The organism is Pseudoalteromonas sp. UBA6610 (assembly GCF_002433295.1).
In the GTDB taxonomy this organism is placed as follows: domain Bacteria; phylum Pseudomonadota; class Gammaproteobacteria; order Enterobacterales; family Alteromonadaceae; genus Pseudoalteromonas; species Pseudoalteromonas atlantica.
The window spans coordinates 5,888-21,293 of record NZ_DJHW01000006.1 but is presented as its reverse complement, the minus strand read 5'-3'; the positions used below and the strand labels follow the sequence as shown (position 1 = coordinate 21,293).

Sequence of the window (15,406 nt, the reverse complement as noted above, 5' to 3'; positions counted from 1 at the left end):
TTAGGGTATTCATAACGCTAAATTCGCCATCGGGGTAGATTTAAGGTTATAGTTAGCGTAGTTGTAACATCAAATCAAAATGCTGTCAGTAGCATATACGGTGACTATGAAAAATAACCATATAAAAAGCCCTTTGTCTGCATCACAAAGAAAGCGAATCGTTCGCTTGTTATTGGCTGCGGGCTGTTTTGTATTACTGAGTTTTGTAGGTGTTAACAGTAGCTTTGAAAGCCACCAACTACTTTATAATAGTGCCGATAATACTGCCAAAAGCTTAACCTCATTTATGGCACTTAATGCTAAAGAGCCATTGCTTGCTAAAAATAAGCCACAGCTTAGAGCTTTGTGTAATGATATAAGCAAAGACGAGTTTGTACTTTCAGCCACAATTTACGATCAGCAAGGCGTACTTATAGCCAGCAGCGATCACTGGCAATCGCACCATATATTTGGCCAATTGCCAGAGTCCACCCCAGGGATTAGTAAACTAAAAACCCCGTTTGTTGAGCCTGTTGTAAGCGACATAGATAAGCCTTTAGGCTTTGTATCTATTACTTATTTAACCCGCGCGGCAATATCTGACAGCCACAATCACTTTCATGATTTAGGCAGGCAAGTTTTATTAATGCTAGTAATAGCCTGTATTTTTACATGGCAGCTAGGGCGAGGCCTAAAACGTTGGCAGGTAAATCGCTATATGCAAAAAACCTCAGAGCAAGAATCGTAAAGCTGCTGAGCAAGTTCGGCTTTATTGCTATTTGGCTTTAAGCTACATAAAACTTCAAATACAGCAGGAATATGCGCAGGGGTGTTAATTTCTCCCTGATGGCCACTTAATGGCATTGAGGGCGCATCCGTCTCAAGCACTAAATGCTGCGGTTCTATTTGAGCAATTACATCACGGGTTTTTGCTGCTCGTTCATAAGTAATAACGCCACCTACACCTAATTTAAAGCCCTGTTTAATATAATACTGTGCTTGTTGCATAGAGCCTGAGTATGCATGTATCACGCCGCCATATTTTGGCTTGCAGCGCTTAAACGCATGCGCAATTAAATCATGGCTTTGCCTGTGATGCACAATAAGCGGCAGCTTGAGCTCGTTAGCAAGGGTAATATGTTGCTCAAATAGGCTGGTTTGTTTTTCAAGGTCATCAATACTTCTATCAAGCCCGCACTCCCCTATTGCCACCAGCTGTTTTTTATTGGTTTTTGCAAAATCGAATAACTGCGCTAAGTGAGCATCTTTATGCTCATCTAAAAAGTAAGGGTGAAGCCCTGCGGCAATATGTACTTGTGGGTATTTAGATTTAAATTCAATTAGTTGCTGAGATTGCGCCAAGCTAATACCTGGCACAACAAAGCGCTCAACGCCTTTAGCCATACACTCTTTTATGAGTGCTTCGCGGTTTGCGTCAAACTCAGCAAAATCGAGGTGGCAGTGGGAGTCTATAAACTTCACAGCGTAAACCGGTTAAGGGTTTAAACGTGTTATTTGCCAGCTATTATCAGTTTGGCGCTGATATATAAAGCGGTCGTGTAAACGATGTGCGCCGCCTTGCCAAAACTCTATTTTAGAAGGGACTACGCAGTAACCCCCCCAAAAATCAGGCAATGGAATTTCACCATTAGCAAATTTACTCTTCATATTGGCAAAGGTTTCCATAAGCACTTTGCGCGATGAGACCGGCCTGCTTTGCGCTGAGGCCCATGCTGCTAATTGGCTTTCTTTAGGGCGCGATAAAAAATATTTAGCGACTGCAGCCGTCGGTAATGGTTTTGCCTCGCCGTATACAATCACTTGGCGCTCCATATGATGCCACGGAAAATGCAGCGATATTTTGTTATTGCCTTTTAGCTCTTGCGCTTTACGTGAGCCGGTATTAGTAAAAAATACAAACCCGTTATCATCTAAATGTTTTAGCAATACAATACGCTGTGAAGGTTGCCCGGTTTCATCAACCGTTGCCACAACCATGGCCGTTGGGTCTGGGATATTACTGCCCACAGCATGCTCAAGCCACGTTTCAAATTGTTTGAATGGATCATCTTGCAAATTATCTTCGCTTAGCGCGTCTTGCAGGTATTCACGGCGGATGTCTTCGAGTTTCATAAACAAATCCTTCTCTGTTTATTAAAGCGTATGTGGGTAAGTAAGGTCAGGCAATCAATAGTAATCAGTAATAAGAACAATTTTATATTTTGGGTTAGTGCTTGGTTAATGTTGGGTTTCGTTTCACTCAACCCAACCTACGGTGCTATCAGCTATCAGCTATCAGCTATCAGCTATCAGCTATCAGCTACAAAATTGATTAACTTACAAAAGTTCGTCAAGTAAAGCCTAAAATCATCTGCAAGTGTAGGAGTGCTAGCAAGGCGGTAAAACTATTTATGCCAAGGAGCATACGGTTTGTATGTGACTTAGGCTAAATAATTTTACCAACGCAGCTAAAGCGAACTACACAACTCAGATATCTGCAAGTGCAGGAGTGCTGACAAGGCGAAGTGCTTTTTTATGCCAAGGAGCATACAGTTAGTATGTGACTTAGGCTAAAAAAGCACGACAACGCAGTCAAAGCGAACTACACGAAGCAGAAGGTTCACCTATGTAGTTTAGCCTAAGACAAGGCATCCACCTCCTACTTATCCCTATGAGCATACGATTTGTATGTGATTAGGGTAAGTTGGGGTGGATAACGCAGTATTAGGTTAAAATACGACGGTGATTACATTTGCTCCATGACTTCAATGCCTAACAGATCCAATCCTGTTTTTAGTGTATCTGCCACTAAATTACATAACACTAAACGGCTATCGCGTACGTTTGGCTCTACGCCTTCTTTAAGTACTGGACAGGCTTCGTAGAATGTCATGTATAGGCTAGCTAGCTCGTATAAGTAGCTACATAGTACGTGCGGAGTAGCCTCAGAGATCATTAAATCAAGGACTTCTTCAAGCTGAAGCAGTTTAAGCGCGAGTGCTTTTTCTTGCGGCTCAGCTATAGCTACATCTGCATTTAGCGTAGCGGCATCGACACCTGATTTACGGAAAATACTGCGCACACGAGTATAAGCATATTGTAAGTAAGGTGCTGTTGCGCCTTCAAAGCTTAACATGGTGTCCCAGTTGAATATGTAATCGCTGGTACGATGCTTAGAAAGATCAGCGTATTTAACAGCGCCAATACCTACTTTACGCGCAATTTCGCTGCGATCATGATCTGATAAATCAGATTCACGCTCAGCAAGTTTTGTTGCTGCACGACTAATTGATTCTTCAAGTAAATCAGCAAGTTTTACTGTACCACCTGTACGGGTTTTAAATGGTTTACCATCGGCGCCCATCATGGTGCCAAACGGGCAAAACTCATAGCTGGTTTCATCGCGTAAAAGGCCTGCTTTACGTGCGGTAAGCTCCACTTGATTAAAGTGAAGGCTTTGGCGTGCATCAACAAATATTAAAATACGCTCAGCGCCTAAGGTATTTGAGCGGTAGTTACACGCGGCTAAATCGGTGGTTGCATATAAAAAGCCGCCGCCAGATTTTTGCACGATAAACGCCGATGGCTCACCATCTTTATTAGCAAGTTCATCTAAAAAGACCACTTGTGCGCCTTGCGACTCTACCGCTATGTTTTTATCTTTTAACAGGCTAATAATATCGTTAAGCTCACTGTTGTAAGCACTTTCAGCCATAATATCGTCTTGGGTAAGCGTTACATTTAGACGTTTGTAAACTTCTTCAGAGTGCTTAACAGAGGTCGCTATAAATAGCTTCCATAGCTTTTCACAGTGCGCGTCGCCGCCTTGTAGTTTAACTACATAGTCACGGGCTTTATCGGCAAAGCCTTCTTCATCGTCAAAACGCTTTTTAGCATCGCGGTAAAACGTTTCTAAATCAGCAAGCGCTACCGACTCTAAGTCTACGCCTTGGCTAATTTGATCTTCTAAATGCGCAATTAGCATACCAAATTGTGTGCCCCAATCGCCCATGTGGTTTTGACGAATGACTTTGTCGCCTCTAAATTCAAGCGCACGTACAATGGCATCACCAATAATGGTTGAACGCAAATGGCCTACGTGCATTTCTTTTGCAAGGTTAGGTGATGAGTAATCTACCACGACAGTTTGCGGGTTTGCGTGCTCGTTTACAGCCAGTTTTGCATCGTTGTTTGCTGCTTTTACACTGTTGGCTAAAAACTCAGGCTTTAAATGAATATTAATAAAACCAGGGCCGGCAATTTCTGTTTTTTCAGCGATGTCGGTTACATCTAGGTTATCAATAATTTTTTGCGCAAGCTCACGTGGGTTGCTTTTCATTTTTTTAGCGGCGCCCATTGCACCATTAATTTGGTAATCACCAAACTGTGGGCGTGTGCTTTGTGTAACAGCTGGGTTTGTGTCTTCTGGTAGGCCTGCTGCGGTCATGGCGGCAATGGCTTTTTCTACTAAAATAGTACGAATGTTCATTATATTATTTACCTTTGTAAGCCCGCCATAGCAGGCTTTCAGTTAACTTTAGTCAGTCGATTCTAGTTTTCGCGCGTATGGTTAAAGGTTACCTCTGGGTAACGCTCTACCGATAAGTTAAGGTTTACACGGCTCGGTGCTATGTAAGTTAAGTTATCGCCACCATCGAGTGCTAAGTTGCTTTCGCACTTACGTTTAAACTCTTCAAACTTTTTAACATCGTCGCTGCTTACCCAACGTGCCGTATTTACATTTACGCCTTCGTAAATTGCATCTACGTTGTACTCAGCTTTTAAGCGCGCGACAACTACATCAAACTGTAGTACACCTACCGCGCCTACAATTAAATCGTTGTTAGTAAGCGGTCTAAATACCTGTACAGCACCTTCTTCAGAAAGTTGTACTAAGCCTTTTAATAACTGCTTTTGCTTAAGCGGATCGCGCAAACGAATACGACGAAATAGCTCAGGAGCAAAGTTAGGAATACCGCTAAATTTAAGCTTTTCGCCTTGCGTAAAGGTATCACCAATTTGAATGGTACCGTGGTTATGCAAACCAATAATATCGCCCGCATATGCATCTGCTGCGCGCTCACGATCGCCCGCCATAAAGGTTACCGCATCAGAAATACTAATTTGCTTACCAAGACGTACGTGGTTCATTTTCATGCCTTGGCTGTATTTGCCCGACACAATACGCATAAAGGCAATGCGGTCACGGTGTTTAGGGTCCATGTTGGCCTGAATTTTAAACACAAAGCCGGTAAAGTTTTCTTCTGTTGCGATTACTTGGCGGTCATCTGTTTCGCGCGGTAATGGCGTTGGTGCCCATTGCGTTAAACCATCAAGTACATGGTCTACACCAAAGTTACCAAGGGCTGTACCAAAGTACACCGGTGAAAGCTCACCCGCTAAAAACAATTCAAGATCAAACTCATTTGAGGCACCAATTACTAGCTCTAGCTCTTCACGTAATTGCTCAGCGAGTTCTTCACCAATGGCGGTATCAAGCTCTGGGTTATCTAGGCCTTTTACAGTGCGAACTTCTTGAATAGTATGACCTTGGCCTGTTTTGTATAAAACCGCTTCGTCGTTATGAATGTGATAAACACCTTTAAACTCTTTACCACAACCAATTGGCCAAGTAATAGGCGCACAGGCAATATTTAGCTCTGTTTCTACTTCATCAAGTAGTTCCATTGGGTCACGAATATCACGGTCACACTTATTCATAAAGGTAACAATAGGCGTGGTACGTAGGCGCGTAACTTCCATTAGCTTACGGGTACGTTCTTCTACACCTTTTGCGGCATCAATAACCATTAAACACGAATCTACCGCGGTCAATGTACGGTAAGTATCTTCTGAGAAGTCTTCGTGTCCAGGGGTATCAAGTAAATTAACCAGCGCATTGTTATACGGAAACTGCATTACGGAGGTAGTAACCGATATACCACGCTCTTTTTCCATTTCCATCCAGTCAGACTTTGCATGCTGATTAGAGCCACGGCCTTTTACAGTACCGGCTTTTTGAATCGCTTGTCCGAACAAAAGTACTTTTTCGGTGATGGTGGTTTTACCAGCATCCGGGTGCGATATGATTGCAAAAGTCCTTCGCTTGCTAATTTCGTTGATAATATTCTGGTCTGCCATTAATAAGTTCTTTTAGTTTGATGCCAAGTTACATGCATAACATTAAGTGTATGCAAGGCAACCCGTTAAGTTGATCGTTATTAACTGGGCTTTGAGCAATTTAGTGTGAATAAATTGACAACAATTAACGCCATATAGCTAATTTTTTAATAGTGGCAATTGTAACAGGAGTCGGTATAAAAGTGTGCTATCTAACTCAAAAATATCTTGGCTTTATATGCAAAAGGAAGGAGTAACTAATTTTAAGGGCCAGCAACATGGTTACTGGCCCTGTAATTAACGCAATGTGCTACTGCGTTATTGAAATACTTGGCACCACCGACATACCTACTCGTAACTGCTTAAGCGCCGGCTGGTTTGCATCTAAGCTAATTTTAACCGGTAAACGCTGCACAATTTTGGTGAAGTTTCCTGTGGCGTTATGTGCACCAATGGCTGAGTAGCTCACGCCACTGGCAGGGCTTAGGCTATCAACGTGGCCACGTAAAATTTGCCCTGGTAGTGCATCTACTTTTATTTCAACTTCTTGGCCTACTTTTACATTAGCTAGTTGAGTTTCACGGTAGTTTGCACTAACAAACACTTTATCAAGTGGTACAACAACCAATAGCGGGCTGCCTGGGTTTACATACGCCCCTACACGCACCGATTTTTGGCCAACTATGCCATCAATAGGTGCAGTAATTTGGGTATACGATAACTTAAGCTCGGCATCTACTACACGAGCTTTAGCTTGTACAAGTACGGCTTTGGCTTTTTCGATATCGGCACGTAAAATTTCAATTTGCTGCTTTGCTGCTGCAAGGCCTGCTTGGTTTTTATGCAAGTTTGCTTTTTGAATAGCCAGCTTTGCTTGTGCTTCTTCTCGTGCTTGCACAGTGCCTGAGCCATCGGTTGCTAAGTTGGTATAACGCTTTAAATTTAACTGCGCTAATTTAAGTGATGCAGTATCGGCCTCTACCGCAGCTTGCGCTTGTTGTACCAGCGAATCTTGATAAGTTAGCTTAGCTTGCAAGCTAGCTACACTTGCTTTAGCACTATTAGCTTGGGCTTTAGCAGAATCTAGGGCCACTACAAAATCGCGATTATCTATGGTGGCAATTAAATCGCCTTTTTGTACTCGCTGGTTATCTTTAATGAGTACTTGATCTACCGTGCCAGATACCTGAGGCGCCACAAAGGTAAAGTCGGCTTGCACGTAGGCATCGTCAGTTGTTTGAGTTGCACTTTGCGACTCCGGTTTATTAAGATAAATAATACTGCCTGCAACAACGGCAAGTATAGTTGCTACAACGGTTAATTTAACTACTTTTGGTAAGGCCATAATATATTACTCAACAATTAAAATTTAAGATTTATTAAGATTCGGGGCTGGTACAAAGTTCATACATAGCGCCAGCGGAATTAATACAAGTGCTAACACACCTAGCACCAAGTAGGCATCACCTACCGACATCACTAACGATTGCTGGGCAATAACGCCACCTAATTGATCATTAGGTATGGTGTTTGCCAATGAATTACCGACCAGTGAGGCGCGATCTAATAGCATTTCGTTATGAAAATGACTGCGCACCGTTAATAGCTGCCCCACAACAGCCCCGCCAATAAGCGAGCCAAACACACGTAATGTGTTTATGGTTCCCGAAAAAAACGGCCCTTCGCTTGGGTCTAGTACACTGGTCATTAAAAATAAAATAGAGACCACTGCCATGGGCTGGCCAAATGCTTGCAACAGCTGCGCTGTGATAAATTGATCGCGATGCCATAAAGGCGTAATTTGTGCGCCGCTAAAACAGGCCAGCGCAATTAAAAATAATCCAATTGACATCACAATGCGGGCGTCTACCCATTTTTTGTATAAAAGCAGTGCCACTACCGAGCCAAGTACAAGTTGTGGTAGCGCAATTAATAACCCTACTGGCGCTAGCTGTAATGCTCTATAGCTATGCAAATTGGCTAAATGGGTTGAGGGCAACATTGAGCCCGACATCAACACCACTAACAACATGGTAAGCAGTACAGAGCCAATACCTAAATTGCGTCGGCCTAATAATTGCGGTCTCATAAACGGCGCTTTGTGATGCCACTCGGTTAATACGTAGCAGCCAAATAAAATTAGCCCACCAAAAAAACACACACTAATAAGCGATGAATTAAACCAATCTAAACGCACACCTTGATCAAGCGCGATGGCAATTAACGTCAAAGACGATACGCCGCACACTAGGCCTAACCAGTTTCCTTCTTTAAAGCGCGCATATTTAACGCCCTCTTTTGGGAGCCCCCACGCAGTTAGTGAGCCCGCAATAATACAAAGCGGAATAACTTGCCAGTAAATCCAGCGCCAGTCCGATAACACATCAGCCCACTGCCCGCTTAGCCAAATAGCTAAATTTGGAGCGAATGTAGCGGTCATGGCGTAAAGCGCTAAACCGTGTAAACGTATGTTAGGGGGTAAAAATTTAAGTGCAGCCATCATTAATATAGGAATGAGCGCGCCACTACTTACCCCTTGCACAAAACGCAGAGCAATTAATAAGTTTAAATCATGAATAAAAGGCAAAATAGCCGCAATAACGCCACATATAGTCACCATAGAAATATGAAAGCGTCTAACCGATAACGTAATAGCAAACCAAGAAGCAAAAGGCATAGCGATTAGCTCCCCAACGGTATAGGCGCTTGAAAGCCAAGAGGCATCGTCTAAACTAGCCCCTATTACGCCCCTAACATCTGCTAATCCAAGTGCCCCTACTCGGTTATTTAAACCCGCCATCATAGCGGCAATAAAAATGCCTAATAGCCCAGCCAGTGCTTGTTTTGAAGGCCCTGCGGGCTTAGCAACAGGTGCTGCATTTTGTACAGGCACATTAATCGTGACTGCATTCATTACTCGCCCTCCGCCTTGGCTGACATTGGCGTAAGCGCACTTTCAGGTAGCGCGTCTGGGTTCCAGCCACCACCGAGAGATTTATACAAATTTACAACCGCAATCGAGGCATTGGTTGCACTGTTATTTAACTTAGTTTGGCTTGCTAATAAATTACGCTGCGCCGTTAAAACACTAAGGTAGTCGGCTGCCCCTTGCTGGTAGGCTCTTTCAACGGTTTGTAAAGCCTGCTTATTAAAGTCGTGGGCAATTTCAACTTTGTGATGGTGATTTTGCTGCGCAGCCCAACCATCTACTGCGTTATCAACTTCGTGCCACGCTTTTAGTACAGTTTGACGATACGTTAAAGCCGCGTTTTTCTCGCGCTCTTTAGTAAGCTTAAGCTGTGATTTTAAGCGCCCACCCTGAAAAATAGGCAAATAAACATTTGGTCCCACTGAAAAAACACGTGAATCCCAGGTTGATAAATCACTCTGCGCATACCCTTCAACTCCTAATGAGCCCGTTAAAGTAATGCGTGGGTAAAAATTCGCTTCGGCCGCGCCAATAGCGGCAACAGCGCTGTGTAAGTTTGCTTGCGCTTGTAAAATATCTGGGCGGCGTTTCACAAATTCTGATGGAATAGCCGAAGGGATTTCGCTTGGCATAACGGGCGCGGCAATACGCTCGGCTAATAAAGCATTTAAGGCACGTGGTTTTTCACCTACTAGCAACGCAAGCGCGTTCATTAACACATTACGGCGCTGCGTTTGCTCTGGTAGCGCAGCATTAATTGTTGCCAGCTCTGCTTTTGCACTAATTGTTTCAAAACGTGTACTTACACCGTTTTTTTCGCGGCTTTGTGCAAGCTTTAACACACGCTCTGCAATAGTTTTGTTTTCGTGTGTTATGTTTAGCTGCGTTTGTGCACTGCGCAGTAACAAATATGTTTTAGCCACCTCGCCAGCTAAGCTAACACGCACGGCTTCACGCGCATACAAAGAGGCCTGCAGCATAGCGAAGGCCCCTTCTTCAACACGTTTATTACGGCCCCATAAATCAAGTTCCCAGCTGGCATCAAAACCAAGCTGCCAAAAGTTATCAGGCTCTGAGGGCGCACCGAGTGCAACAAACTTACCATTTTCGCTCAGCCCTTCGCGCTTGTAGTCAAACCCAGCAGATACACTGGGTAAGCGGTCTGCCGATGCAATACCCAATGCCGCGCGGCTTTGGGCAATTCGGCTTGATGCTAGCTGTAAGTCAAGATTACCTAACTGTGCTTTGCGCTCTAGCTCCGTTAAAATAGGATCGTTTAAAATTGTCCACCAATTCCACGCCAATTCAGCATTACCGCGTTGTAGCTGAGTAAATTCGGGAGTTGGCTTTATAGCATCGTTGTTTATATTTGTATTAGGCTCTTCAAAGTTAGGACCCACTACACAACCAGACAAAGCCGCAGCTAATGTAAGCGCAATAGCTGAATGCCGCGAATAATTAAAAAGTCTTTTATTAAGACACTGATTAGCCATTTTTAAATCCTAAATTAATAACACAATTATTTATGTACTGTACCGCTCGGTTCGAGTGATAAGCAAAAAAAAAGCTAAGCACGCTAATTGCTGCCTAGTCACACCTTAAATACATTTAAACAGGGTAATACCGATAGTTAACAGCTGCTAAAAACACCCTTAACTCAAAGCTCAAATTGAACTGTACCGCTCGGTTTGATATGCTAGGCGTAATTTAACATTATGTCAAGGTGAAATGTAATGACAAAAACGCTTACTAATGCCCAAAACACTCTGCCTCCAAGTGAATTAGAGCTTGGCGCAAAAGCACGAACGGTATTACACGCTGCACGTAAAATATTTTTAATTCATGGTTTTAATGGTGCAACCACCGACATGATCCAACGTGAGGCAGGCGTATCAAAATCGACGGTTTACGCTCACTTTGCAAATAAAGAAATTTTATTTTTAGCGGTCATTAAAAGTGAATGCGAAATATTTACAGCATCAATCGATAATATAACGTTTAAGCCAGGCAACTTAACAGAAAACTTACGCCGCCTTGGGCATGCTTATTTACAAATCGCTCTATCAGAGACAGCCATGGCTCTATACCGAATTGTTGTTGCTGAAGCCCCCCGCTTACCCGCCATAGGTCATATGTTTTATAACTCTGGCCCGCGGGTGGTAAAAGACAAGGTCTCTAATTATTTAAAAGCGGCAGTGGAATCTAAAGAGCTTGATTTTGAAGAATTAAACATTGAAGAAGCCACTAACCTATTTGTTGCCTTAATGCGCAGTGAGCTACATTTAATGTACTTAACTCACCCCGATCAGCCAGTGCTTAAAAAAGATATAGACCGCTGGGTAGAAGTAGCAATAAACTTTTTAGTGCGCTCTTACGGTACGGCTCACACTCAAAAGAACTAATTTTTAAATGTGTAATACTTTAAATAAATAGCATTTTAAAGCCACGCATTAATTTTAAGCGTGGCTAAATTACCCTTAATGCCAATGCCCTAACAACGCATATTTTAATGCGTTGTGCTAAACACTAATAAATATAAAAATAGCGCTACGGGTTAGCCCCTTGCGCTCAATTTATGACAGGCATTGATACTGCACTGTTAGCTATATAATTAAAAAACCAAGCAGCGCAGCCGCTAACTTATTTAAAATAAAGCTAAATATAGCGCCTTAAAGATAATATCGCTTTCGGTGCTCATTAGCCGTATTTAAACCAATTATATACACACTTTTTTTACGCTAAATTAACCCAAATCAGCTTACGCTTCTTGTGTAATAAAGTCGTAACGCATATCATTGCTAGATTGCACGGAGGATAAGTAGTTTGGTCATGAAAACCAGTAAATTAAGTATTCGATTATTATGGTATATAACCCCGCTTGTTATACTACCCTTGTTGTTTTTAGGTGGTTTTACATTAACTAACGTAACCAACTCAACACAAAAGCAGGCTGATCTTATAATGAGTCGCTTTGTTGAGCAGCAACAGCAAAAGGTTTTCAACTACATAGACTCGTTTCATTCAACAGCAAAACTACTGTCTACCTCGCCTGTTTTAAACGATTTTTTATCAAACGACATTCATGCTGATGGCAGCTATACCCGCCGCTTAGGGGCACTAATGGATGTTTTTGCCAGTTACAGCGAAGCCTACCCAGATATAATTAGTATTAACTTAGTCTCGGCCAGTGGTAAAAGTGACGCGTATTATTCTAATAATTTAACTACCGCACCGCAGTCATACCCATTTTTTAAGCAAGTACTGCAAAGTAATTTGCGCCAACAACAATTTATGGTGCAAAACAACGATGGCACCACCAACTTATTTTTTGTACAGCGCGTACAAAGTGTTGATTACTATTTAAAACGCCCACAACAACTTGGCTTTATAGTATTACAAGTTGAACCCTCTATATTAAACACCAGTATTTTAGAGGCACCTTATAACAACACCCTTAATTTACTGCTAACCAACGACGGGCAAATTTTATTTAGCTCAGACTACAGCTTACGCGGGCAATATATTACCGAGCACGAGCTTGAGCAGGTTCACGATTTAGCCGATGTAGGCACCCTTTCGACGATTGAGCTTTCGAGCATAGATAAAATAGAAAGAATGATATTTGCTGTACAAATGAGCGGCGGTTATTACTTTGTATCAACCATTCCAAAAGGTGTGCTTTATCAATCGGGTAAGGCAATTAGCTTAATCACAGGCTTAATTGTGATAATTTCGGTGATCACCCTGCCTATCCTTATTTTTGTGGTTGTGCGCAATTTACTGCTAAACCCAATTGAGCTTTTAGGGGCCGCCAGCCACCGTGTAGGTGATGGTGATTTATCGATAAATTTACCTGCTCATACAAATGATGAAGTCGGCGTGTTGTTTAACGATTTTAACCACATGATTAACCAAATTAGACACTACCAAGAGCAGCTAGAAGAATATAAACACCACCTAGAAGACAAAGTAGAAAGCCGTACTAAAGCGCTCGAAGCGATGAACAGCCAGCTTGAACTTGCCATAGCTCAAGCAGAGCAAGCTAACCAGCTTAAAAGCCGTTTTTTAGCAAATATGAGTCACGAGATTCGCACCCCACTTACGGCCATTATGGGCTTTACCGAGCAGTTATTAATTAACGATAAAGTGGTTAACGACAAACAGCATTTAAATACCATTTTACGAAACTCTAAACACTTATTAGAGCTAATAAACAACATACTCGATTTATCTAAAATAGAAGCAGAAAAGCTCGCTGTAGAGCAAGCACCCCTTAATGTAGTGCAGCTGGTTCACGATATAGAATCAATTATTGAACCGCTAGCACATGAAAAACAGCTCGGGTTTAGCATTCATTACGAGCTGCCATTACCGCGCACTATTTATAGTGATATGACGCGTTTAAAACAAATTTTGATAAACATAGCCAGCAATGCCGTAAAATTTACCGAGCAAGGCAAGGTGTCAATTTGTGTGCATTATTTGCAAAGTAAGCAGCAGCTTGAATTTGTTGTTAAAGACACCGGTATTGGTATGTCTGAGCACCAAATAGAGCGTATATTTAAACCTTTTGAACAAGCTGATGCCACCACCACGCGCCGCTTTGGAGGCACAGGATTAGGTTTATGTATTTCTAAAAACTTAGCGCAATTATTGGGTGGCGATGTTACTTTAAAAAGCGAAATTGGCATAGGCAGTCGCTTTGCTATTACCGTTGATTGCCATATTAACGAGCCTAAACAGTCACTTGAGCTTTTAACTGAGCAAGCACAGCTTATTCCAGAAAAAGACCCTTTCTTGTCGTTTGCCACTTCGAGTTTTGATGCCAACATATTAGTTGCCGAAGATAACCCCGATAACCAGCTACTTATAAAACTGCTTTTACAAACCTGGGGCCTAGAGCCAGATATGGCTAACAATGGTGCACAAGCAGTAGAAATGGCGTTAGTAAACGACTACCAGCTAATTATTATGGATATGCAAATGCCTGTAATGGGCGGCCTTGAGGCAACTAAAATGCTACGTCATGCAGCCTACGATGGGCCCATTATCGCGCTTACTGCCAATGTAATGAACCATGATATAGACACATACATTGAGGCAGGTTGCGATAAAGCGCTGGCAAAACCCATTGATAAAGACGCGCTTGAAAACGTGCTAGTCAGTTACTTAAATCTTGAAAAAGATAATCAGAACAAGTGGGATAGTTTACTAAAAAGTGAAAAGTTTCAACAAATTAACGATAACTATGTGGCTAACCTGCCAAGTTACTTACAAAAGGTAAACAGCTTAAAAGCCAGTAACGATGCAGAAGCACTTCGAAGCGTAGCTCATAGCTTAAAAGGCAGTGCTGGTTGTTTTAATTTTGACGATATTTACCACAGTGCAGCGCTACTAGAAGAAAACCTGCTTAGTAATGACCAAGCGCAGCGCCCCACATTAATTGTAAATTTAATTAATGCTATTGAGCAAACCATAGCTAAAAGTAAAGAAACCGCCTAAAAGCGCGTATTTTACTTTAAACGTTTATTTAGCGCTTAATTTAACCCTTTAACTAAACCCTAAGTTAAGCGCCATACCCATTAGTATGGCGTCTTCATAGCCATTCTTATAGGGCTCATCGCTTGGGTAATAGTTTTTACGTACCGACATTTGCGTAAAGCCAGCATGTTCGTAAAGCGTTATTGCACGCGCGTTTGATTCGCGTACTTCTAAAAAAAGATTTTCAGCATTTTGCTGCTCGCCATATTCAATAAACTGGCTAAGTAACTGCCTTGCAATGCCTTTACCTTGCTCACTGGGCGTTACACATATATCCATAAGGGTAAAATCAGGCCCTGCCTTTTCACCTATATAAAAACCTACTAGGGTGTTTTCATCAAACGCCGCTAAATTAAAGTAACGGCCGCCCATGCAAGAGCTCATTGTTTTAAGAGACCAAGGGTGAGAGTGGCAGGCAGTTTCAATAGCCATTAATTGTGCTATTGCGCTTTCGTTTACAGGTTTAAAGTTTATCAAGGTGTGTGCTCATTAAAGCCCATAAAGCGCGCTTATCAGAAGCACTGAGCTGTGAGGTTGGTAGTGTAAGTTTATCGTCGGTTAACTGTATGTCTGGCCCTTTTAAAACATGATTAATTGTTAAAGAAGGTGCACTTAAACGTATATCACTTAATAACTGTTTGCTCAGCGCTAAAGGCTCAGCTGGAGTGCTTTGTGAAACGGCTGAAGTAGTCTCAGTATTTTTAGGACGATAATGCTGATTTAGTTCAAGGTTTTCTATACCAAAAATAGCTGCGTAACGTGGATGCATAACAACTCAGTAGATTAAACACTAGAACAATATATGAAGTAATAAAAACGATGTAAAGAAGAAATGGC

At 42.2% G+C, this 15,406-nt stretch carries 12 protein-coding genes; 3 read left to right on the top strand and 9 right to left on the bottom strand.

Features of this window, described 5'->3' with window-relative positions:
• Positions 1-106: 106 nt before the first annotated feature.
• Positions 107-727: an AhpA/YtjB family protein gene (locus B4F91_RS00925; protein ID WP_004586158.1), complete on the top strand. Its 621-nt coding sequence runs from the start codon at positions 107-109 to the stop codon at positions 725-727.
• Here the strand turns inward: B4F91_RS00925 and B4F91_RS00920 are convergent.
• From B4F91_RS00920 to B4F91_RS00890, 7 genes are all read right to left on the bottom strand, one after another.
• The gene (locus tag B4F91_RS00920) at positions 694-1,461 is read right to left on the bottom strand and encodes a TatD family hydrolase (RefSeq protein ID WP_273588757.1); all 768 of its coding nucleotides are present in this window, start codon (positions 1,459-1,461) and stop codon (positions 694-696) included. The genes B4F91_RS00925 and B4F91_RS00920 overlap by 34 nt on opposite strands.
• Before the next feature lie 12 nt (positions 1,462-1,473).
• A complete protein-coding gene (pdxH, locus tag B4F91_RS00915; RefSeq protein WP_004586156.1) occupies positions 1,474-2,112 on the bottom strand; it encodes a pyridoxamine 5'-phosphate oxidase in 639 nt (212 codons plus the stop codon).
• A gap of 613 nt (positions 2,113-2,725) precedes the next feature.
• On the bottom strand, positions 2,726-4,468 hold the full coding sequence (argS, locus tag B4F91_RS00910; protein WP_264390016.1) for an arginine--tRNA ligase: 1,743 nt from the start codon (positions 4,466-4,468) through the stop codon (positions 2,726-2,728).
• 62 nt (positions 4,469-4,530) lie between these two features.
• Complete coding sequence (gene prfC / locus B4F91_RS00905; protein WP_004586154.1) at positions 4,531-6,120, bottom strand: peptide chain release factor 3; 1,590 nt, start codon at positions 6,118-6,120, stop codon at positions 4,531-4,533.
• A gap of 289 nt (positions 6,121-6,409) precedes the next feature.
• Positions 6,410-7,444: an HlyD family secretion protein gene (locus B4F91_RS00900; RefSeq protein ID WP_064385284.1), complete on the bottom strand. Its 1,035-nt coding sequence runs from the start codon at positions 7,442-7,444 to the stop codon at positions 6,410-6,412.
• 24 nt (positions 7,445-7,468) lie between these two features.
• Positions 7,469-9,013, bottom strand: a complete 1,545-nt coding sequence (locus tag B4F91_RS00895; RefSeq protein WP_286938880.1) for an MFS transporter — start codon at positions 9,011-9,013, stop codon at positions 7,469-7,471.
• On the bottom strand, positions 9,013-10,521 hold the full coding sequence (locus B4F91_RS00890) for an efflux transporter outer membrane subunit (protein ID WP_286938882.1): 1,509 nt from the start codon (positions 10,519-10,521) through the stop codon (positions 9,013-9,015). Before B4F91_RS00890 ends, B4F91_RS00895 begins: the two co-directional genes overlap by 1 nt.
• 240 nt (positions 10,522-10,761) lie before the next feature.
• Here B4F91_RS00890 and B4F91_RS00885 point away from each other — a divergent pair, with 240 nt between their 5' ends.
• Positions 10,762-11,430: a TetR/AcrR family transcriptional regulator gene (locus B4F91_RS00885; RefSeq protein ID WP_286938884.1), complete on the top strand. Its 669-nt coding sequence runs from the start codon at positions 10,762-10,764 to the stop codon at positions 11,428-11,430.
• 427 nt (positions 11,431-11,857) lie between these two features.
• A complete protein-coding gene (locus B4F91_RS00880; protein WP_288635327.1) occupies positions 11,858-14,530 on the top strand; it encodes an ATP-binding protein in 2,673 nt (890 codons plus the stop codon).
• 48 nt (positions 14,531-14,578) lie between these two features.
• On the opposite strand, the gene rimI is transcribed toward B4F91_RS00880, so the two are convergent.
• Complete coding sequence (gene rimI / locus B4F91_RS00875; protein ID WP_286937546.1) at positions 14,579-15,046, bottom strand: ribosomal protein S18-alanine N-acetyltransferase; 468 nt, start codon at positions 15,044-15,046, stop codon at positions 14,579-14,581.
• Positions 15,033-15,338 carry a hypothetical protein gene (locus tag B4F91_RS00870; RefSeq protein ID WP_064385293.1) on the bottom strand — a complete coding sequence of 102 codons (306 nt, stop codon included), beginning with the start codon at positions 15,336-15,338 and terminating at the stop codon, positions 15,033-15,035. The genes rimI and B4F91_RS00870 overlap by 14 nt, the downstream gene beginning before the upstream one ends.
• Between the last annotated feature and the right edge of the window lie 68 nt (positions 15,339-15,406).

What these genes read in the sequence shown, in the direction of transcription:
- B4F91_RS00925 (WP_004586158.1), top strand. Translation starts at nt 107, where the DNA reads ATGAAAAATAACCATATAAAAAGCCCTTTGTCTGCATCACAAAGAAAG.
- pdxH (WP_004586156.1), bottom strand. Translation starts at nt 2,112, where the DNA reads ATGAAACTCGAAGACATCCGCCGTGAATACCTGCAAGACGCGCTAAGC.
- argS (WP_264390016.1), bottom strand. Translation starts at nt 4,468, where the DNA reads ATGAACATTCGTACTATTTTAGTAGAAAAAGCCATTGCCGCCATGACC.
- prfC (WP_004586154.1), bottom strand. Translation starts at nt 6,120, where the DNA reads ATGGCAGACCAGAATATTATCAACGAAATTAGCAAGCGAAGGACTTTT.
- B4F91_RS00900 (WP_064385284.1), bottom strand. Translation starts at nt 7,444, where the DNA reads ATGGCCTTACCAAAAGTAGTTAAATTAACCGTTGTAGCAACTATACTT.
- B4F91_RS00895 (WP_286938880.1), bottom strand. Translation starts at nt 9,013, where the DNA reads ATGAATGCAGTCACGATTAATGTGCCTGTACAAAATGCAGCACCTGTT.
- B4F91_RS00890 (WP_286938882.1), bottom strand. Translation starts at nt 10,521, where the DNA reads ATGGCTAATCAGTGTCTTAATAAAAGACTTTTTAATTATTCGCGGCAT.
- B4F91_RS00885 (WP_286938884.1), top strand. Translation starts at nt 10,762, where the DNA reads ATGACAAAAACGCTTACTAATGCCCAAAACACTCTGCCTCCAAGTGAA.
- B4F91_RS00880 (WP_288635327.1), top strand. Translation starts at nt 11,858, where the DNA reads ATGAAAACCAGTAAATTAAGTATTCGATTATTATGGTATATAACCCCG.
- B4F91_RS00870 (WP_064385293.1), bottom strand. Translation starts at nt 15,338, where the DNA reads ATGCATCCACGTTACGCAGCTATTTTTGGTATAGAAAACCTTGAACTA.